At 53.0% G+C, this 20167-nt stretch carries 20 protein-coding genes and 1 riboswitch; of the genes, 18 read left to right on the forward strand and 2 right to left on the reverse strand.

The genetic code is table 11. The annotated features are described in order from the left end of the window. Positions 1-43: 43 nt before the first annotated feature. Positions 44-1099: a PTS transporter subunit IIC gene (locus BJU60_RS10025; RefSeq protein WP_070328737.1), complete on the reverse strand. Its 1056-nt coding sequence runs from the start codon at positions 1097-1099 to the stop codon at positions 44-46. Positions 1100-1289: 190 nt separating this feature from the next. Between BJU60_RS10025 and BJU60_RS10030 the strand changes: the two genes are divergently transcribed. From BJU60_RS10030 to BJU60_RS10080, 11 genes are all read left to right on the forward strand, one after another. Continuing rightward, a complete protein-coding gene (locus BJU60_RS10030) occupies positions 1290-1547 on the forward strand; it encodes a thioredoxin family protein (protein WP_131441425.1) in 258 nt (85 codons plus the stop codon). A 452-nt stretch (positions 1548-1999) separates the two neighbouring features. Beyond that, positions 2000-2105, forward strand: a riboswitch (SAM riboswitch). Between the two features lie 78 nt (positions 2106-2183). Next, the gene (locus BJU60_RS10035) at positions 2184-3212 is read left to right on the forward strand and encodes a methionine ABC transporter ATP-binding protein (protein WP_070328738.1); all 1029 of its coding nucleotides are present in this window, start codon (positions 2184-2186) and stop codon (positions 3210-3212) included. After that, entirely contained in the window at positions 3202-3864 is a 663-nt protein-coding gene (locus BJU60_RS10040) for a methionine ABC transporter permease (protein WP_070328739.1), read from the forward strand. The genes BJU60_RS10035 and BJU60_RS10040 overlap by 11 nt, the downstream gene beginning before the upstream one ends. Positions 3865-3892: 28 nt before the next feature. Next, on the forward strand, positions 3893-4723 hold the full coding sequence (locus BJU60_RS10045) for a MetQ/NlpA family ABC transporter substrate-binding protein (RefSeq protein ID WP_070328740.1): 831 nt from the start codon (positions 3893-3895) through the stop codon (positions 4721-4723). A 105-nt stretch (positions 4724-4828) separates the two neighbouring features. Continuing rightward, positions 4829-6043, forward strand: coding sequence for an MDR family MFS transporter (locus BJU60_RS10050; protein WP_070328741.1), 1215 nt, complete (start codon positions 4829-4831; stop codon positions 6041-6043). Positions 6044-6215: 172 nt separating this feature from the next. After that, the gene (gene sufC / locus BJU60_RS10055; RefSeq protein ID WP_131443294.1) at positions 6216-6977 is read left to right on the forward strand and encodes a Fe-S cluster assembly ATPase SufC; all 762 of its coding nucleotides are present in this window, start codon (positions 6216-6218) and stop codon (positions 6975-6977) included. Positions 6978-6989: 12 nt separating this feature from the next. Then, positions 6990-8258 (forward strand): Fe-S cluster assembly protein SufD, encoded by a 1269-nt coding sequence (gene sufD / locus BJU60_RS10060; RefSeq protein ID WP_070328743.1) that lies wholly within the window; start codon positions 6990-6992, stop codon positions 8256-8258. A gap of 1 nt (position 8259) precedes the next feature. Then, a complete protein-coding gene (locus tag BJU60_RS10065; protein ID WP_070328744.1) occupies positions 8260-9480 on the forward strand; it encodes a cysteine desulfurase in 1221 nt (406 codons plus the stop codon). Then, a complete protein-coding gene (gene sufU, locus BJU60_RS10070) occupies positions 9470-9904 on the forward strand; it encodes a Fe-S cluster assembly sulfur transfer protein SufU (RefSeq protein WP_070328745.1) in 435 nt (144 codons plus the stop codon). Before BJU60_RS10065 ends, sufU begins: the two co-directional genes overlap by 11 nt. A gap of 19 nt (positions 9905-9923) precedes the next feature. Continuing rightward, positions 9924-11321 (forward strand): Fe-S cluster assembly protein SufB, encoded by a 1398-nt coding sequence (sufB, locus tag BJU60_RS10075; protein ID WP_070328746.1) that lies wholly within the window; start codon positions 9924-9926, stop codon positions 11319-11321. Between the two features lie 108 nt (positions 11322-11429). Continuing rightward, on the forward strand, positions 11430-12395 hold the full coding sequence (locus BJU60_RS10080) for an L-lactate dehydrogenase (RefSeq protein WP_070328747.1): 966 nt from the start codon (positions 11430-11432) through the stop codon (positions 12393-12395). 35 nt (positions 12396-12430) lie between these two features. Here the strand turns inward: BJU60_RS10080 and BJU60_RS10085 are convergent, their stop codons facing one another. Then, positions 12431-13813 (reverse strand): alanine/glycine:cation symporter family protein, encoded by a 1383-nt coding sequence (locus tag BJU60_RS10085; RefSeq protein WP_070328748.1) that lies wholly within the window; start codon positions 13811-13813, stop codon positions 12431-12433. Positions 13814-13906: 93 nt separating this feature from the next. On the opposite strand from BJU60_RS10085, the gene BJU60_RS10090 reads away from it, so the two are divergent. The 7 genes from BJU60_RS10090 to BJU60_RS10120 all read left to right on the forward strand — a co-directional run bounded on the left by BJU60_RS10090 (position 13907) and on the right by BJU60_RS10120 (position 20146). Next, positions 13907-14179, forward strand: a complete 273-nt coding sequence (locus tag BJU60_RS10090) for an acylphosphatase (RefSeq protein ID WP_070328749.1) — start codon at positions 13907-13909, stop codon at positions 14177-14179. Between the two features lie 246 nt (positions 14180-14425). Beyond that, positions 14426-15745 (forward strand): branched-chain amino acid transport system II carrier protein, encoded by a 1320-nt coding sequence (gene brnQ / locus BJU60_RS10095; RefSeq protein WP_070328750.1) that lies wholly within the window; start codon positions 14426-14428, stop codon positions 15743-15745. A gap of 110 nt (positions 15746-15855) precedes the next feature. Continuing rightward, a complete protein-coding gene (locus tag BJU60_RS10100; protein WP_070328751.1) occupies positions 15856-17037 on the forward strand; it encodes an MFS transporter in 1182 nt (393 codons plus the stop codon). Positions 17038-17054: 17 nt separating this feature from the next. After that, positions 17055-17900: a DUF72 domain-containing protein gene (locus BJU60_RS10105; protein WP_070328752.1), complete on the forward strand. Its 846-nt coding sequence runs from the start codon at positions 17055-17057 to the stop codon at positions 17898-17900. Positions 17901-17909: 9 nt separating this feature from the next. Beyond that, positions 17910-19256: a bifunctional metallophosphatase/5'-nucleotidase gene (locus BJU60_RS10110; protein ID WP_070328753.1), complete on the forward strand. Its 1347-nt coding sequence runs from the start codon at positions 17910-17912 to the stop codon at positions 19254-19256. 47 nt (positions 19257-19303) lie between these two features. Next, entirely contained in the window at positions 19304-19684 is a 381-nt protein-coding gene (locus BJU60_RS10115) for a YutD family protein (RefSeq protein WP_035386184.1), read from the forward strand. Positions 19685-19840: 156 nt separating this feature from the next. Beyond that, a complete protein-coding gene (locus BJU60_RS10120; RefSeq protein ID WP_016509162.1) occupies positions 19841-20146 on the forward strand; it encodes a hypothetical protein in 306 nt (101 codons plus the stop codon). The last annotated feature ends 21 nt before the right edge of the window (positions 20147-20167 follow it).

Here is a 20167-nt window from a genome sequence, read left to right on the forward strand (position 1 = left end):
AAAAATCCCGGTTTCTCTTTATGAGAAGCCGGGATTTTTTGATTTAGTCGAAGTCGAGGCGGTAATGTTCAGGCTGGATGAGTGATGTCCGGTTGAACAGTCGGTAGAAGACAATCCCGAGCGTCACCGGAATGAGGCCGAACAAGACGATGACGAGCATGACGTTCCAGAGCGCGAAGCCGCCTGGCATCAAGTGCAGGGCGTTGACAGGTCCGATCAGTCCAGAGACACCGAATCCGGCACTGATCGGTGTTCCTTCGATACGAAGGATACCGGCGAGCGCCCCGAGAATGGCCGCGTTCGCGAGCACCGGCAGCATCATGATCGGACGACGGACGAAGTTCGCCATTTGAATTTTCGGTGAGCCGAGGAAGTGAGCGAGCGACGTCCCGGTCGCGTTCATCTGCCACCCGGCGATAGCGAGACCAAAACCGGCTGCGACGACGCCGAGGTTAGCGGCCCCGGCGGCAACACCGGACAGACTGATCGCCGTCGCAATCCCGACTGTCGAGATCGGGGAGACGATGATGAGCGAGAACGCCATCGCGATCAACATACCCATCACGATCGGTTGGAGTTCAGTCATCGTCATGATGACGGTGCCGATGTACGTCGTGATCTGTGAGATGTACGTGAGTAAGAACATGCCGATTCCGCCGGCGACGACGATGACCGTCATCGGTAAAACGAGGACGGTGTACGTCTTTAAGCGTGGCGACAGCTGCATAACCATATATGTCGCGAGGGCGGCGGTCACACCGGCCGTGATGACGTCGCCGATTCCGGCCATGAGGAACGCGCCTTCCTCGATACGGATAGCGCCGCTCCCGACCTGGGTCGCGATACCGATCGTCCCGGCCTCGAGCGCCGAGCGTCCGAATTGCATCGCGACGGTGACACCGATGATGACCGGGAGTAGGCGCATCGCGATCGTCGTCGCGTCTAAGATGAACTGCAAAGACGGAAAATACGGTAAGATGGCTTTCGTTAATTCACCGAGCAACGCGCTCGGGATGAGGGCGATTAAAATAGCGAGACTGAGTCCGTTCAATACGTTCATCAAAAATTGTTTGCCTGTCAGTTTCGTTTGTTCCGTCATAAGTCGATTCACCTGTCCTTTTCTACGTATACGCTGTTATGTACGAAAGCGTTAAAGTTAATGACCATACTATGCCTCTTTTCGTGAAGCGTCAACAGGAAATGTTGAACGATTCAGAAAATTCGTGGGGTGAGCACAACTTTTGAACAGATCGGCTCACATTCATATACTTATAAAAGAGGTGAGAACAATGATTACAGACGGATTGTTATATATATACGCCCCGATGTGTGGAACATGCGCTGTGGCCGAGCGGATGCTCGCCGTCGTCGAAGCGGTCGACCCGACTCTCGCGATTGACAAGCAGGACGCCAACTTTATCCCGCAAGAGTTAGAAGCGTATCAAGTGATGAGCGTCCCGGCGCTGTTAAAGCTTAAAGACGGCCAAGTCGAAGACCGATTATATGCGTTTCAAAACGTACAGCACGTCCTATCTTTCGTTAAATGAGATAGGATGATTAGAATAATCAGAAAATTTTAAATAATCAGTTGACACAGAAAGTTCACGAATGGTATATTCATTACAACATCTTACTTGAACACAATATAGGACGAGATTCTCCAGCCATCAAGACGTTTTAGAACAGCCGGTGCATCACTTTACGCGACTTTTAGGTGGACCTTCCCTTCGATTGTCCCCCAAAAAAATCAAGCGCAGGGACACCTACCGCGTAACCGCATGGTACGTTCTAAGGCCGAGTGATGGATGGCTTGAATCCCCCATATAAGGATGAACACTCTGATCGGGCAAAAGAGTTTCATCTATGGGTTGTCCTTCCGTGACTCAAGGTGCTACGTTCTGTGTCATCCTCGGATGGCACCTTTTTTTGATTTTTCGCACAAAATAGTTTGACATGAAAATAATGTGTCGCTATTATAAAGCTAATCGAATAAACAACACTCTTATCAAGAGAGGCTGAGGGACTGGCCCTATGACGCCCAGCAACCGCGGAGCAATCCGAAATGGTGCTAATTCCAGCAAGGTGAGAACCTTGGAAGATGAGAGCAATCGTTGTCCGTACCGATAAAGTACGCACGTTTGCTCAAACGTGTGTACTTTTTTTGTTGTCAGGAGGGAAAGGTATTGATTCAATTACGTAATGTGGCCAAATGGTTCGACACGAAGAACGGTCGAGTCCAGGCGGTCGATGATGTGTCGCTCACAATCGAGAGCGGCGAAATTTTTGGAATAATCGGATATTCAGGGGCGGGGAAGTCGACGCTCATCCGTCTGCTCAACCGACTCGAGTCACCGTCAAGCGGTGAAATCGTCGTCGCAGGGAGCGAGCTGACGAAGCTCACTCCGAAAGAACTGCGCGGGGTGCGCAAAAACGTCTCGATGGTATTCCAACACTTCAACTTATTATGGTCGCGCACGGTCGCTGAGAACATCAGCTTCCCGCTCGAACTGATCGGGGTACCGGCCAGTGAACGTAAACGCCGCGTCCAAGAGCTCGTCGATCTCGTCGGTCTCGCCGGACGTGAAGACAGCTATCCGTCGCAACTTTCGGGCGGTCAAAAACAGCGAGTCGGGATTGCCCGCGCGCTCGCTACAAATCCAGACGTGCTCCTCTGCGATGAAGCGACGAGCGCACTCGACCCGAAGACGACCGATTCGATTCTCGAACTGCTCGTCAGCATCAATAAAAAACTCGGACTGACGATCGTCCTCATCACCCATGAGATGCACGTCATCCAAAAAATCTGTCATCGCGTCGCCGTCATGGAGGCAGGGAAAGTCGTCGAGACCGGCCAAGTCGCGGACGTGTTCCAACATCCGGAACAGCCGATCACGAAAGAGTTCGTCAAACAGATCGGTGCCGTCGACGACATGTCGCTCACGTTCGAGCATTTGAAAGCACGTTATCCGAGCGGCCAAATCGTCAAACTCAAGTTCTTGAACGAGACGGCCGAACAGCCGATTTTATCGGAAGTGTTGAAACAGCACGACATCGGCTTCAACATCATCGGCGGTAACGTGACGCAGTCGCAAGTCGGTGCGCTCGGGACGCTATTCATCCAATTGATCGGAGAGCCGGCTGAAGTCGAGCGGGCCATCGCCTCAATCCGGTCGCAGGCAGTGGAAGTGGAGGTAGAAAACGATGTTTCCTAATGTAGACTGGCAAGTCATGTTCGAACAGACGTGGGAGACGCTCTATATGACGCTCGTCGCGGGAGCCGCGACATTCGTCATCGGTCTCGCCCTCGGCATGCTCTTATATGTCACGAACGAACCGCTCATGACGAAGAATCGTCCGATTTACACGATCATCAGCGCGGTCGTCAACGTGTTCCGCTCGATCCCGTTCATTATTTTGATCATCTTGCTCATCCCGTTCACACTCCTTCTCGTCGGAACGATGCTCGGCTCGACGGCGGCGCTCCCGGCGCTCATCATCGGGGCGGCCCCGTTTTATGCACGTATGGTCGAGCTCGCGCTTCGTGAAGTCGACCGCGGCGTCATCGAGGCGGCCGAGTCGATGGGCGCGACGAAATGGCAGATCGTCTATAAAGTGTTGTTCCCAGAAGCACTCCCGGCCATCGTGTCAGGCATCACGGTGACGATCGTCGCCATCGTCGGTTACACGGCCATGGCCGGAGTCGTCGGGGGCGGTGGCCTCGGGAACTTGGCGTTCCTCGAAGGGTTCCAGCGTTCACAAAGCGACGTCACGTTCGTCGCGACCGTATTGATCTTAGTCATCGTCTTCGTCGTTCAGTTCATCGGCGATCGACTCGTTTCAAAAATCGATAAGCGTTCCGCTTAATCAAATAGAAAACTTGGAGGGTATCACAATGAAATCATGGAAAACAGTACTCGGATTGACAGCAGCTTCAGCACTCACAATTCTCGCGGCATGTGGCGGCGGGGACTCAGAATCAGGCTCGGGCGACGATAAGACGCTCATCATCGGCGCGTCGAACGTACCACACGCCGAGATTTTAGAGCACGTCCAAGACGAATATGAAGAAAAAGGCTACACGCTCGAAATCAAGAAGTTCCAAGACTACGTGCTCCCGAACAAGACGCTCGCAGCTGGTGAACTCGACGCGAACTACTTCCAACACGAGCCGTACCTCGAGTCACAAATGGCTGAGAACAAAGACTATAAATTCGCTTCAGCCGGGGGCGTCCACATCGAGCCGATCGGTGTCTACTCACAAGACTACAAATCACTCGATGAGCTTCCGGACGGCGCTGAAATCATCATGAGCTCGTCGGTCGCTGACCACGGACGAATCTTGACGATGCTTCAAACTGAAGGCTTGCTCACGCTCGCTGACGGCAAGACGACAGACGCGACAGTCGCTGACATCGTCGACAACCCGAAAAACTTGGAGTTCAAGACGGACGTCGAAGCGGCACTTCTCCCGCAAGCGTTCAACAACGGTGAAGGCGATGCCGTCCTCATCAACACGAACTACGCGATCGATGCCGGCCTCAACCCGCTCGAAGACGCAATCGCTCTTGAAGGCGAAGATTCACCGTACGTCAACTTGATCGTCACGCGTGAAGGCGACGAAGACGATGAGCGCGTCAAGGCACTCCTTGAAGTATTGACATCAGAAGAGACACAACAGTGGATCTTGGATGAGTACAAAGGTGCGGTCGTACCGGTTAAATAATGATTGATCTGAGGGTCCGGGACATCCCGGGCCTTTTTTGTTTGCAGTGGTTTTGCTTCAATAATAGAAGTAAACTATTTATATGTAGAAAAAGGGGGGATCCGGGTGAGCATACGACAGATTCATCCGCTGACGCTTGGCGTCTTGTTCGGTACATTTTTTGCACGGCTGTCGACGTTTTTTGTCATGCCGTTTTTTGCGATTTATCTCGCGACGCTCGGTTTCTCGGCGAGCGTGATCGGGACGGTGTTCGCGACGTCGGCATTATCCGGTCTATTTATGAGCTTTTTCGGGGGGACGCTGTCTGACCGCTACGGGCGCAAACAGCTGATGTTGATCGGTATCGGCTTGAACGCTTTGACGTTCACCGGCTTCGCGCTCGCAACCGAGTTGATTTGGTTTTACATATTTTCGGTATTGATGGGGGTTTCACGTTCATTCCTTGAACCGGCGTCTCGGGCCTTGATCAGCGACACGACGCAACCCGACCAGCGTGTCATCGTCTATAACGTGCGCTACTTCATGATCAACATCGCTGCGGCAATCGGACCGCTGCTTGCGGTCGTCTTATCACTTACGGGAGCGAAGAGCGCGTTCTTCGTCGTGACCGCCGTCTATGTCCTTTACGGCCTCGTCATCTCGACGTTGTTCCGGAAATATCCGTTTGAAGAAGGGGACGGTGTTAAAGCTAGGCCGCGCCTGACGGAGACGTTCCGTGTGTTAAAAGAAGACAAGACGTTCCGCTTCGTCATCATCGGCATGATCTTCGCCATCATCGGCTACAGTCAATTCAATTCGACGTTGCCGCAGTTCATCGCGTTTCACGACGGATTCAGTGACGGGTCGCGCCTGTTCGCTTATCTGTTGACGGTCAACGCGATCACCGTCCTCATCGTCCAGTATCCGATCATGCGGTTCGGCATTCGCGTCTCGCCGATCAAGTCGCTGTTCTTTGGGATCGCGACGCTCTCGATTGGGCTGTTGTTAATCGGCTTCGCTGCCGAGGTGTGGGTACTATTCGTCGCGATGGTCATCTTCACGGTCGGGGAAGTGCTCATGTTCACGATGACGGACGTGTTGACAGACGAGTTGGCACCGGAACATTTGCGCGGCACGTATTTCGGGGCGATGGGGTTGACGGCACTCGGTCAATCGATCGGGCCGGTCATCGGCGGACTGCTGCTCGACGGCTTCGACAACGCGTCGCTCCCTGTATTTGGGAGCCTAGCCGTTCTGACCGCGTGTGGCGCCTTTTTCTTCACCGGCGCGCTACGGGAAAAACAAGCGAATTCGGCTCAAGTCGAGGAAAATGTTGGATAATATCTTGATTTCCCGATGTTCTCATTCTCAACATTTATGTTCTATTGAGAATGAAATATAAGGTGAGTCGCTTGAAATAAAAAATTGCCTAGATTAAGATTAGAATATATCTAATCTACGCCACAAATGGCGAGAAAACGGAAGGGGTATCCGAATGTCTAACGTACCACACATGAAAATTGATGACCTCCGCGTCTCAATCGAAGGAAAAGAGATCGTCAAAGGTCTTAATCTTGAAATTAAAGGTGGCGAAATTCACGCCATCATGGGTCCTAACGGGACTGGTAAATCAACACTCGCATCTGCCCTCATGGGTCATCCATTGTACGAAGTGACAGGAGGAAGCGTCGACTTGAACGGAGAAGACGTCCTCGAGATGGAAGTGAACGAACGCGCGCAAGCAGGCATGTTCCTCGCGATGCAATATCCGGCTGAAATCAGCGGAGTCACAAACGCCGACTTCTTGCGTTCAGCGATCAACTCGCGCCGCGAAGAAGGCGAAGAGATCTCACTTATGAAATTCATCCGCGAACTTGATTCGAAGATGGGCGTTCTTGAAATCCCTTCAGAAATGGCACACCGCTATTTGAACGAAGGCTTCTCGGGCGGAGAGAAAAAACGTAACGAGATCCTTCAAATGATGATGATCAAACCGAACATCGCGATTCTTGATGAGATCGATTCAGGTCTTGATATCGATGCGCTCAAAGTCGTCGCCAAAGGCGTCAACGAAATGCGCACTGAAGAGTTCGGTTGCTTGATCATCACGCACTATCAGCGTCTCCTCAACTATATCGAGCCAGACTTCGTCCACATCATGATCGACGGGAAAATCGTCATGTCGGGTGGCAAAGAGCTCGCACAACGACTCGAAGCAGAAGGTTACGACTGGGTGAAGCAAGATCTTGGGATGACAGTAGACACAGAAGCGTAAGGGGGCTGTACGATGACCGTACAATTTGAATTAGATGCACAAGCAGTAGCGGCACGTGCAGAGGCGCTCGGTGGACCAGCATGGATGGTCAACCGACGTAAAGAAGCAGCAGAACTTGCGCCGACTCTCGCCTTGCCTAAAGTTGAAAAGATCAAGATTGATAAATGGGATTTCACAAGCGGAGACGTCGAACTCGCGAAGCTTGACGGGTTGACGCCTGAAATCGAAGTATTGCTCGGAGACCACCGGACAAACGTGCTCGTTGAACGCAACGGTCATGTCGTCTATAACGAACTTACGATGCCAGAAGGCGTCTTGTTCATGGGAATCCAACAAGCGATGGAACAACATCCGGACCTCGTCGAGAAATACTTCATGACAGAAGGCGTTCGTGTTGACGAAGATCGCTTGTCTGCCTTGAACGCAGCGCTCACGAACGGTGGGGCTTTCTTGTACGTCCCGAAAAATATGCAATTGAAAGACCCGCTCCAAGCCATCTTCACGATGGAACAAGCGAACGGTTCGTTGTACCACCATACGATCGTCGTCGCCGACGAAGGCAGTGAAGTGACGTATGTCGAAAGTTTCTTGTCGAACACGAATGAGCCGCACACGGTCAACGCCGTGACGGAAGTGTTCGTCGGAGCGAACGCGAAAGTCGTATTCGGTGGGGTCGACCAGCTCGCTGAGTCAGCACTCACGTTCATGAACCGCCGCGGTGTCGTCTACGAGAACGCTCATCTTGATTGGGCACTCGGACATATGAACGACGGCAACTCGCTCGTCGAGACGAAGACGCATCTCGTCGGAGACAACACGTACTCGAACACGAAAGCAGTCACGATCGGTCGTGGCGCACAGAAACAAAATTTCAACATCCGGACCGACCACTTCGGGAAGTCTTCGGAAGGGTTCATCTTGATCCACGGTGTTCAAAAAGACTCGGCAACAGCGATCTTCAGCGGGACATCGATGATTCATCACGGTGCCTCGAAGTCGAACGGTGTCCAAACGGAACGCATTCTCATGTTGTCTGAAAAAGCACGGGGTGACGCTAACCCGATCCTCCTCATCGATGAGGATGACGTTATGGCCGGCCACGCCGCTTCAGTCGGACGCGTCGACGACATTCAGTTGTACTACTTGATGAGCCGCGGCCTGTCACGTAAAGAAGCAGAACGTTTAATCATTCACGGATTCTTGAACCCGGTCGTCGAGCAACTCGCGATCGAGTCGGTCAAAGACCGTCTCCGTGAAGTCATCGAAGGGAAAGTGCGTTAAGATGATTGATGCCTCGATTCGTAAACAGTTCCCGATTTTAGATCAGGAAATCAACGGCCATCCGCTCGTCTATCTCGACAGTGCGGCGAGCTCCCAAAAACCGCTTGCTGTCATCGAGGCGATCGAGGATTACTATCGCCGCATCCACTCGAACGTGCACCGTGGCGTCCATACGCTCGGCACGCACGCGACGGATGCGTATGAAGGGGCACGGGAGCGTGTCCGTTCATTCATCAACGCCTCAGTACCGGAAGAGATCATCTTCACGCGTGGGACGACGACGGCGATCAACCTTGTCGCTTCAAGTTATGGGGACGCCAACGTCAGCGCGGGAGATGAGATCGTTCTCACACCGATGGAGCACCACGCGAACTTGATTCCATGGCAACAGCTCGCCAAGCGCACAGGTGCGAAACTCCGTTACGTCGAAATGACGCCAGACGGCCGGATCACGCTCGACGCGGTGCGGGAAGTGTTGTCGGACCGGACGAAGATCGTCGCCATGAGCCACGTCTCGAACGTGCTCGGCACGATCAACCCGATCGCGGAAGTGGCGAAACTCGCCCACGAAAAAGGCGCGGTCATGGTCGTCGATGCGGCGCAAAGCGTACCGCACCGGAAGCTTGACGTCCAAGCGCTCGATTGTGACTTCCTTGCCTTCTCTGGCCATAAGATGCTCGGTCCGACCGGGATCGGTGTCTTATACGGGAAGAAACAGCTGCTTAAAAACATGGAGCCGGTCGAGTTCGGCGGTGAGATGATCGATTACGTCGACTTGTATGAGTCGACGTGGAAAGATATCCCGTACCGCTTTGAAGCGGGAACGCCGATCATCGCCGGTGCGGTCGGTTTGGCTGCCGCCATCGACTTTTTAGAAGACCTTGGTCTCGAGAATGTCGAGGCGCACGAACGGGCGCTCGTGACGTACGCCATCGAACAGATGCGTACGATCGAAGGGATCGAGATCTTCGGTCCTGAGGAACGCGTCGGGCTCGTCACGTTCAACTTGAACGACGTCCACGCCCACGACCTTGCGACCGTCTTGGATATGCAAGGGGTCGCGGTACGGGCCGGTCATCACTGTGCCCAACCGCTCATGCGCCTCCTGAAGCAATCATCGACTGCCCGAGCGAGCTTCTACTTGTATAACACACGAGATGAAGTCGATCGCTTCATCGAAGGGTTACGTCAAACGAAGGAGTATTTCAATTATGAGTTTTAACAATCTCGACATGTTGTACCGACAAGTCATCATGGATCATTATAAAAACCCAAGAAACCGTGGCGTCATCGAAGATGGCGTGACGATCGACTTGAACAACCCGACGTGCGGGGATTCACTCCGACTCCAACTTCAAGTCGAAGACGGAATCGTGAAAGATGCCAAGTTCGAAGGGGAAGGCTGTTCGATCAGTCTCGCCTCGGCATCGATGATGACCCAAATCGTAAAAGGCAAGTCTGTAGACGAAGCGCTCCAATTGGCGAACATCTTTTCACAGATGGTCCAAGGGAAAGACTACGATACAGACACGTTCGACCTAGGCGACATCGAAGCGTTGTCTGGTGTCTCAAAGTTTCCGGCTCGCATCAAGTGTGCCACGCTCGCGTGGAAAGCGCTTGAAAAGGGAGTCGACGAGGAAGCGTAAGTAGAAGGAGGAGACCGATATGGCGAAAAACATGCCAGACGTTGGCGATTATAAATATGGCTTCCATGATCGAGACATCTCGATTTTCCGTTCAGGCCGCGGCTTGACGAAAGAAATCGTTGAAACGATCTCGAACATGAAAGAAGAACCGGCATGGATGCTCGAGTTCCGTTTAAAATCACTCGAACAGTTCCGGAAGATGCCGATGCCGACATGGGGCGGCGATCTCACGTCACTTGATTTTGATGAGATCACGTACTACGTCAAACCGTCTGAGAAGACGGAACACTCGTGGGACGAGGTTCCTGAAGAAATCAAACGGACGTTTGATAAGCTCGGAATTCCAGAAGCGGAACAAAAATACTTGGCAGGTGTCTCGGCTCAGTACGAGTCAGAGGTCGTCTACCATAGCATGCAAGAAGACTTCGAAGAAAGAGGTGTCATCTTCAAAGATACGGACACTGCTTTGAAAGAAAACGAAGACTTGTTCCGTGAGTATTTCGGGAAATTGATCCCGCCGACGGACAACAAGTTCTCGGCACTCAACTCGGCCGTCTGGTCAGGTGGCTCGTTCATCTATGTGCCAAAAGGCGTGAAACTCGAGCAACCGCTCCAAGCCTACTTCCGGATCAACTCGGAAAACATGGGTCAATTCGAGCGGACGCTCATCATCGTCGACGAGGGCGCTTCGGTCCATTACGTCGAAGGATGTACGGCACCGGTCTACACGACGAACTCGCTTCACTCTGCTGTCGTCGAGATCTTCGTCAACAAAGACGCATACTGCCGCTATACGACGATCCAAAACTGGGCGAACAACGTCTATAACTTGGTCACGAAGCGTGCCGTCTGTGAAGCCGGCGCGTCGATGGAGTGGATCGATGGCAACATCGGATCGAAACTCACGATGAAGTACCCGGCCGTCATCTTAAAAGGTGAAGGCTCACGTGGAATGACGCTCTCGATCGCACTCGGCGGTAAAGGGCAGCACCAAGACGCTGGGGCGAAGATGATTCACCTCGCGCCGAACACGTCGTCGTCGATCGTCTCGAAGTCGATCTCGAAACAAGGCGGAAAAGTCTCATATCGCGGAATCGTCCACTTCGGCCGTAAGGCGAAAGGTGCCCGTTCGAACATCGAATGTGACACGCTCATCATGGACAACGAGTCGACGTCGGACACGATCCCGTACAACGAGATTTTGAACGACCAAGTCTCGCTCGAGCACGAAGCGAAAGTCTCGAAAGTGTCAGAAGAGCAACTCTTCTACCTCATGAGCCGTGGGATCTCGGAAGAAGAAGCGACCGAGATGATCGTCATGGGCTTCATCGAGCCGTTCACGAAAGAATTACCAATGGAATATGCTGTCGAAATGAACCGTCTCATCAAGTTTGAGATGGAAGGTTCGATCGGATAATTCTTAATATGTCGAGCTCCTAAATCAGGGGCTCGACTTTTTTTGTCGTGAAACAGCTAAGAGTCGGGTATGCTAAAAGAGAGACTGTTTTTAGGGAGGAATGATTGAATGGAAACAATTGATCCAAAAGACATTACCCGCATCGCTGTCGTCGGTGCCGGCTGGGTCGGCATCAGTTTTGCTTACCAATTATCGATGGCGGCACTTTGTGAAGAGCTCGTCTTGATCGACTCGAACCACGCGAAAGCGGAAGGGGAGGCGATGGACTTGAACCACGGCATCTCGTTCGCACCGAGCCCGGTCCGGATTTGGGCAGGGGATTACACGGATTGCCGTGACGCCGACATCGTCATCATCACGGCAGGCGCCGCCCAAAAGCTCGGGCAGACACAGATGGACCTGGCGGGGCAAAACGCTATCGTCGTCCGTGACGTGACAGAACAAATCATGGCGAGCGGCTTTGACGGGATCATCGTCGTTGCGACGAACCCGGTCAACGTGATGGCCCACGTCGCCTGGAAAGCGTCGGGCTTGCCGAAACACCGCGTCATCGGCTCAGGGACGGTGCTCGATACGGCACGTCTGCGTTTTAAGCTCGGCGAGTACTTCGACTTGTCGTCGCGCAACTGTCACGTCTATTATATGGGCGAACATGGTGCCGGTGGTTTCGTCGCCTGGGACAACGCCCGGATTTACGGGAAATCCATGAAGCAACTGCTCGCAGACAATGAATCATATCACCAAGAGGATTTAGACGCGATCTATCAAGAAGTGCGCGATGCGGCGAACCAAATCATCGGCTATAAGAGTGCGGCCTATTACGCGATCGGCCTCGGCTTGCTGCGCATCGTCCGGGCCATCGTCCGGAACGAGAACACGGTCGTGACGATCGGCGCCCACCTCGACGGGGAATACGGCGCCTCCGACCTCCATATCGGGGTACCTGCCTTGATCGACCGGAGCGGTATCAGTCAAATCATCGAGATCGACTTGACGGCTGAAGAGCAACAACAGTTCGACGCCTCGGTCGGACGGATTCGCCAGGCGATTGACAAAATCGATACAAGTTCATAACAAAAACCCGGCTGCCCTTGCAGCCGGGTTCGTTGTTACGACGCCTTTTTCTCGGCGACGTCTTTCTTGTAGTATTTTTCAGACGAGAAGAATTCAGTCGTCAGTCGCTTCACTTCACCGCTTAGCATCAATACGGCGATCATGTTCGGGATAAGGATCATCGCGAGCATGAAGTCAAGGAAGTTCCAAATCATCTGGGCGCCACCGATCGAACCGATGACGATCGAGGCGATATAGACGACTTTCATCACTTTACCGGCCGTTAAACCGAACAAGTACTCGGCTTGGCGTGAACCATAAAAGATGATGACGATGATCGTCGACAAGACGAAGAAGATGAGTGAGATCGTCACGAGCAAGCTACCCGTATACCCGAAGTATTCACGGAAAGCGATCGTCGTGAGGGCGGCCGGGTCGCTCATCGCGCCTTCACGCGTCCAAACGCCAGACGACAAGACGACGAACGCGGTCGTGCTACAGATGATGAGCGTGTCGATGACGATCCCGATGACGGCCCAGAAACCTTGGCGGACCGGATGATCGGTCTGGGCGGCCGCGTGCGCGATCGGTGCCGTCCCAAGACCGGCCTCGTTCGAGTAGAGTCCGCGGGCGAAGCCCCAACGGATCGTCTCGGCGATGGCGGCCCCGGCAAATCCGCCGAGCGCGGCCATCGGTTGGAACGCGTACGAGAAGATGAGACCGAGAACGTCAGGGATTTGCGAGAAGTTCATCAAGACGATGATGAACCCGGCCCCGACGTACACGAGTGCCATCGCCGGGACGATGATCTCCGTCACTTTAGCGATCCGTTTCATGCCTCCAAAGACGACGAGCGCGACGAGGCCGGCGACGATAAAGCCGGTGACGAGCGTATCGCCGTTGAACGTCTCACGGACGGCCGAGCTGACGGCGTTGCCTTGGACCATGATGCTCGGGATGAGCTCGATCATGAGGGCGAACGCGAACCAGGAGGCGAGCCATTTCCACTTCAGCCCTTTGGCCATGTAGTAGACCGGACCGCCGACAAATTCCCCGGCTTCATTTTTCTCGCGGTAACGGACGGCGAGGACACTTTCTGAGAATTTGATGGCCATCCCGACGACGGCGATGACCCACATCCAGAAAATGGCGCCCGGTCCCCCGAACATGATCGCGGCCGGGACACCGATGATGTTGGCGGCACCAATCGTCGACGATAACGCCGACGTCAACGCCTGGCGAGGACTGATGTCGCCTTCGCCTTTCGGTTTTTTAAAGACGCTTCCTAACGTTTGTTGAACTATGTAGAGCGGGTATCGGAATTGGAAGAATCCTAATTTGATGGTCAAGTAAAGACCTGATAACACGAGCAGGGAGATGATTGGGACTCCCCATAGCCAATTCGAAAACGACGTCACGATATTCACAATCTGTTCCACATCACCACTCCTAATCCAGTATTTTATTTATATAGTTTTACCTAAGCAGCGTCTCGCTAAACCTGTTATTTCATATGAAGGAGGAGAATGCGCATGAAACTGGCTAAACAATTGATCGTCTCAGGACGCGTCCAAGGGGTCGGCTTTCGCTATTTTTGTCAAGCGACCGCAATCGAATCGAATCTAAAGGGATGGGTCCGGAATTTGAGCGATGGTACGGTCGAGCTCCATGTCGAAGGGGACGAGGCCGACTATGCATCGTTCAAACGAGCGCTCTATGACGGCAATCGGTTCGTCGGCGTCGAACAGATCGAAGAAACGGATATCGCGGAAGCATCATACCGTAAATTCGATATCCGCTATTGACTATTTTTTTGAAAAGATGACATGAATTCGGTTGACAAGTAGGCTCCTGCTGTAAAAAGAGGGAGCTTTTTTTATATGAAAATCTACTTCTCAGAAAAATAAACATCTTTTTTAAAGATAGGGTGGTCAAAAAAAGGATAGTGTGTATAATGGAATAGACCAAGCGCTTTATTGTCAGAAAATTTAGTCATTTAGTCGGAATTTGTTCAACACGGAAGGTACTACAATGTATGTGGAGGTAGTTGTATGAAAAAATCAACATTATTCCCGTTAGCGTTTACGATTTTCGCATTATTCTTCGGAGCCGGGAACTTGCTGTTCCCACCGATGCTAGGAGCGTTGGCAGGTGAGAACCTGTTCCCAGCCCTAGTCGGATTCGTCATTACCGGCGTCGGACTTCCTTTACTCGCCTTGTTCGCAGTCGCGCGGGTCGGTGGAGGGTCTGATCAAATCGCAAGGTACATTCCGAAGCGTCTTGCTCTTCTTTTGACGGGATTAATGTACGTGGCAATCGGACCGTTCTTCGGGATTCCTCGGACGGCAGCGGTCACGTATGAGATGGGAGTCGTGCCGTTCCTCGGTGCGCCGTCAACGTTCACACTCGCCATCAGTTCAACTGTCTTTTTCGGCTTGACGTTCCTTTTGACGCTCCGCGCTCAAAAATTGATCGAGATCATCGGACGGATCATCACACCGATCCTCCTCGTCTTGCTCGCTGGCATCGGGATCACAAACCTTGTGGCTCCACTCGGCTCACCGGCCGCGCCAGCAGCAGGGTATGAGACGTGGCTCGGGGCACTCGGTGAAGGCTTTAAACAAGGTTACTTGACGATGGACGTATTCGGGGCACTCGTCTTTGGTGCAATCGTTCTCGTCACGCTTAAAGCGAACGGGATGTCGGATCAAAAAGAAGCGTCATCGCTTCTCCGGACATCGGGATTGCTTGCCGTCACGTGTTTGATGCTCGTCTACATCTCGCTCGCATCGATCGGAGCGAACATGACGGGTATCACGGGAACTACTGACGGAGCAAGCCTCCTTCAAACGTTTGCCGGTACATCGTTCGGTCAAGTCGGCATGCTCGCACTCGGGGCAGCGGTCTTCCTTGCTTGTTTGACGACAGCGGTCGGACTCATCACCGAGTTCTCACGGTTCATGAGTAACACGTTCGAGTCGCTCAAGTACTACCAAGTTGTCATCGGGACAACGTTATTCGGTTACTTGATCTCACTCGTCGGCCTCGGTACGTTGATTGAAATCGCGATACCGTTGCTCACGCTCTTGTACCCGGTCATGATCGCACTCGTGCTCGTTTCGGTCACGGAACGGATTCAACGTAACCCGCACGTCGCGATGAAGGCGACCGTTTACACGGCGCTCGTGTTCTCGTTGTTCGAGACGGCACAAGGCTTGGCTCCAACAGCCGTGACTGCATGGATCACGAACTTACCGATGGCTGAGATCGGGCTCGCCTGGGCAGTTCCGACGTTGATCGTTTATGTCGTCACACTGTTCTTACCGAAACAGCGGTCGAGCGGGTCACTCGCTGAGTCACGCATCTCATAATCACAACGACACCCATCCTCTGGTCCAGGATGGGTGTTTTGCTGTCTTATCGTTTGCTCATTCCATTCATCAACAAGTAAAATGAATAGATGAAAAGGAAGTGACGTGCGTTGACGACAAAACAAAAGAAACAATTGGCGATTCTCATGCTGAACATGTTCATCGCCGTAGCAGGATTCGGGATTATCATTCCAATCATTCCCGACTATTTAAAAATGATTGGCGAAGGCGGTACCGCCGCCGGACTGATGATTTCGGTCTTTGCCGGGGCGCAGTTGCTCATGTCACCGATCGCGGGGAAATGGGCGGACGTCTACGGTCGCCGACTGATGATCATTTCAGGGCTCATCGGGTTCACCATCTCGATGGCAGTCTTTTACTTATCGGACAATTTGACGGTCTTACTGATCTCGCGCGCCATCGGCGGAGTCGGGGCCGCATTGCTCATTCCAGCCATCTTTGCTTACGTGGCCGACATTACGACGCTCAAACAACGGGCGAAAGGAAATAGCTATATTTCCGCGGCAATGTCGCTCGGGATCGTCATCGGACCAGGGATCGGGGGCTTCGTCGCCGAGTTCGGGCTGAAGGCACCGCTGCTTTTGTCGGCGATCGTCTCATTCGTCGCCGTCATCTCATCGATCATTCTATTGAAAGAACCGGATCGGGAAGCTTACGTCCGGACGAACGAGACCGAATCGCTGCCACGGCAACTCTTGTCGTCGACTCGAAAGCCGTACTTCTTCGTGCTCGTCATCAACTTGGTCATGGCGTTTGGGCTCATGGCATACGAGTCGGTGCTCGGATTGTTCGTCAGTGAGACGTTCAGTGCGACGCCGCAAGAAATTGCCGTCATGATCACAGGTACGGGGATCGTCAGTGTCATCGTTCAGCTGTTTGCCGTCGACCGACTCGTCTCGCTCTTCGGTGAGATCAAAGTCGTGCTCATCTTCATTATGCTCGCGGCACTCGGTTTCTTGTTCTCGCTGTTCGCGGGATCGTATGCGATCTTCTTCGCGATCACGCTCATCATCTTCTTGTCGACCTCGATTCTTCGTCCGGTGTTGAATACGCTCGTGTCGAAGATGGCGGATAAGGAACAAGGCTTCGCGATGGGGATGAACAACGCCTATATGAGTATCGGCAATATCGTCGGACCGACGCTTGCCGGGATCGCCTTCGATATCGACATGCGCTATCCGTTCATTATGGGACTTGTCTTGTTGCTCGTGACGTTTAGCGGGACACTCAATTGGTCGAAGCGAAACGCGGAGACATCGTTCGAACAATAATGTGAGGAGGGAACACGATGATTTATGTCGGTGTGACCGGTTGGGGAGACCACGACCTGCTCTATACGACGCCGGAAGAGCGGAAGCACAAACTGTCGACATACGCCGGCCACTTTCCGACGGTGGAGGTCGACTCGTCGTTCTATGCGATCCAACCGGTGAAAAACTATGAGAAATGGAATCGTGAGACGCCGGACGGCTTTCAGTTCGTCGTCAAAGTTTCCAGGGAAATGAGCGGTCACGACCGTGAACCGAAGCTGCCGCTCGCCGAACTGTTCGAGCGCTACCGGACATCGGTCGAGCCGCTCAAACAGGCGGGGAAACTTCGGGCCGTCCTCGTCCAACTCCCGCCGTGGTTCGACGTCTCGAAGCCGCATCTCGACTATTTGCGGACGATTCGAGCGGAGCTGATCGACTATGACATCGCCGTCGAGTTTCGGAACCCGACGTGGTTCTCGGAAGCATTTCGCGACCGGACGCTCGCGTTCTTGACCGAGCAACACTTCATCAACACGGTGTGCGACGAACCGCAGACGAAAGAGAGCAGCATCCCGTTCGTCCCGGTCGTCACAAACCCGGAAGTCGCAGTCGTCCGTCTGCACGGCCGCAATACGGCCGGGTGGCTCCGCAAACCCGGGATGACGAGCCAAGAGTGGCGTCACGTCCGCTGCTTGTATCGATACAGTGAGGATGAACTGCAAGAACTTGCGACGGCGTGCCGGGCACTCGAACGAGATGCCAAGTCGGTCTACGTCTATTTCAACAACAACTCGGCCGGGGATGCGGCACCGAACGCAAAACGTTTGATTGAGATTCTCGGTGCCGAGTATGAGCTCGCCCCGAGCCAAATCAGCCTGTTTTAGGAAGAGGGGATGGCCGTGCGTACGATTAAAATCTTTCATTACAATGACTTGCATTCAAAATTTCATAATTGGCCCCAACTTGTCTCCTTTTTGACCGAACGCCGACACGAGGACACGCTCGTCTTCGACCTCGGCGATCATGCCGATCGAACACACCCGGCGACGGAAGTGACGAAAGGGCAAGTGAACGTCCGCTTGCTCAATCGGCTCAATCCGACGGCCGTGACGATCGGCAACAACGAAGGCATCACGTTTCCGCACGACTGGCTCGATTCGCTCTATGAGGATGCGACGTTCCCCGTCTTGCTCGCGAACGTCTATCAAGCGGACGGGACGCGACCGGACTGGGCGACGGAGACGCTCGTCCTCGAGCGATCCGGTGTGCGTGTCGGTCTGTTCGGCGTGACCGCACCGTATGAAGAGCTGTATCCTGAACTCGGTTGGCAAATTGAGTCACCGCTGACGGCGACTGCTCGGGCACTCGAGGAACTCAAAGGATGTGACGTCATCATCGCGCTCAGTCACCTCGGTTTCTATGCCGACGAACGACTCGCCGAAGCGTTCCCGGCCATCGATGTCATCCTCGGGGCGCATACGCATCACGTGTTGGACGACGGCGTCATGAAGAACGGGGTATTGATCGCCCAGGCCGGGAAGTACGGGCAATACGTCGGAGAAGTCGAGTTGACGCTTCGGGACGGCCAAGTCGTAGAGAAGAAGGCGTGTCTCCATGACTTGACAGATCACGTTCAGGACGACGACACGCTACGGGCGTTGCGGTTCGAGTATGAACAAGCTGAGAGTTTGCTTGACGTGACGATTGCCGCCACGCCAGGCTATGTGAGCGATTGGTTCGGACCATCTCCGATTGCGGAATTGTTGGCGGACGGATTAATGGACTGGTGTGATGCCGAAGTAAGCATCCTTCCATCGGGCATCCTGCTTGAAGGGTTGGCACCCGGACAAGTCACGCTCAATATGCTCCATCGCATCTGTCCGCACCCGATCAATCCATGCCTGTTGACACTCGACGGCGCAACGTTGCTTCGTTTCTTGAGCGATGTTCATGATGAGCCGTTCACGACGATGCACGTGCGTGGGCTCGGCTTTCGCGGGACGGTGCTCGGACAACCGATCGTCCACGGTCTTGAATTGAAACAAGGGCGCTACTTGCTTCGCGGCAACGAGATTGGTCTTGAACAGACGTATCGTGTCGCCACGGTCGACATGTTCACGTTCGGTCCGCTCCTGCCGTATTTGGCGGACCAGCCGAAGCGTTACTACATGCCGGAACTTCTGCGTGACGTGCTGCGTGAAACGATCATGGCGCGTCATGATGTGATCCGAAAACGATAGGGGAACTGCCGACGGGCGTGATATGATAGGAAAGTGGAGGTGTGAAAATGATTAGAGTGAATCACCATGGATATACCGTCATCGAAGAGAAACGCGACGGGTTTGACGAAGAGGCATTCATCGCTCGTTATAGTGATGTGCTCGATAAATATGATTACATCGTCGGAGATTGGGGACATGGTCAACTTCGTCTCAAAGGATTTTATGAAGTGAAGTCGAAGTTTGCCACGTACGATAATCGAATCGATCATGTGATGGACTATGTGTATGAGTATTGTAACTTTGGTTGTCCGTTCTTCGTCCTGAAGAAAGAGACAGAGATTGATGAAAGTGAAGACGGTCCTGTGTTCGGCGGAACGAAACAACCGCTCAAACTAAAACGAAAATTCAATAAAGCGGAAGAAGCTGAAACTTCGACCGGTTCATGACGCGCTGATGACATCAGCGCTTTTTTTATTACATATATTTCCTAGATGTTTCGTTTAGGTGAAAAGACGGTGTGACAGGTTTAGGGATAAGAAAATTGTGATAATTTATATATAAGATAACTTTTTCTGTTCGGGTTTTGGAAGTGAGGTGGAAGGATGCAACACGTACAAACGACGACCGTCGGCGATCGCGATGACGTCCATAACCGAATCCATAACTTAGGATTGGGCTTACTGGCGATGCTGTTCTTCGGGTTAGGTAGTATCATGACATTCTATTTCACAGCCGCGGTCCTTTTGTTTGAGTTGGTCCATGTCTTGCTCGTTCGCCGGTTCGAGTATCGGAATGCATTTCTAAAAAGCCGGTTATTTAAAGCGATCTCACTGACTGTTGTCGCTACAGGTGTGCTCTTATTTATTCTATCGATGTCGCAGTTTTTTATGGGCAATATCTTATATTAACAGGGGAAAGGAGAAACCTTT

It is taken from the genome of Exiguobacterium aurantiacum (genome assembly GCF_001766415.1).
GTDB classification, from domain to species: domain Bacteria; phylum Bacillota; class Bacilli; order Exiguobacteriales; family Exiguobacteriaceae; genus Exiguobacterium; species Exiguobacterium aurantiacum_A.

Coding starts and splice junctions, on each gene's coding strand:
- BJU60_RS10025 (WP_070328737.1), bottom strand. CDS start 1,099: ATGACGGAACAAACGAAACTGACAGGCAAACAATTTTTGATGAACGTA.
- BJU60_RS10030 (WP_131441425.1), top strand. CDS start 1,290: ATGATTACAGACGGATTGTTATATATATACGCCCCGATGTGTGGAACA.
- BJU60_RS10040 (WP_070328739.1), top strand. CDS start 3,202: ATGTTTCCTAATGTAGACTGGCAAGTCATGTTCGAACAGACGTGGGAG.
- BJU60_RS10045 (WP_070328740.1), top strand. CDS start 3,893: ATGAAATCATGGAAAACAGTACTCGGATTGACAGCAGCTTCAGCACTC.
- sufC (WP_131443294.1), top strand. CDS start 6,216: ATGAAAATTGATGACCTCCGCGTCTCAATCGAAGGAAAAGAGATCGTC.
- sufD (WP_070328743.1), top strand. CDS start 6,990: ATGACCGTACAATTTGAATTAGATGCACAAGCAGTAGCGGCACGTGCA.
- BJU60_RS10065 (WP_070328744.1), top strand. CDS start 8,260: ATGATTGATGCCTCGATTCGTAAACAGTTCCCGATTTTAGATCAGGAA.
- sufU (WP_070328745.1), top strand. CDS start 9,470: ATGAGTTTTAACAATCTCGACATGTTGTACCGACAAGTCATCATGGAT.
- sufB (WP_070328746.1), top strand. CDS start 9,924: ATGGCGAAAAACATGCCAGACGTTGGCGATTATAAATATGGCTTCCAT.
- BJU60_RS10080 (WP_070328747.1), top strand. CDS start 11,430: ATGGAAACAATTGATCCAAAAGACATTACCCGCATCGCTGTCGTCGGT.
- BJU60_RS10090 (WP_070328749.1), top strand. CDS start 13,907: ATGAAACTGGCTAAACAATTGATCGTCTCAGGACGCGTCCAAGGGGTC.
- brnQ (WP_070328750.1), top strand. CDS start 14,426: ATGAAAAAATCAACATTATTCCCGTTAGCGTTTACGATTTTCGCATTA.
- BJU60_RS10105 (WP_070328752.1), top strand. CDS start 17,055: ATGATTTATGTCGGTGTGACCGGTTGGGGAGACCACGACCTGCTCTAT.
- BJU60_RS10110 (WP_070328753.1), top strand. CDS start 17,910: ATGGCCGTGCGTACGATTAAAATCTTTCATTACAATGACTTGCATTCA.
- BJU60_RS10115 (WP_035386184.1), top strand. CDS start 19,304: ATGATTAGAGTGAATCACCATGGATATACCGTCATCGAAGAGAAACGC.
- BJU60_RS10120 (WP_016509162.1), top strand. CDS start 19,841: ATGCAACACGTACAAACGACGACCGTCGGCGATCGCGATGACGTCCAT.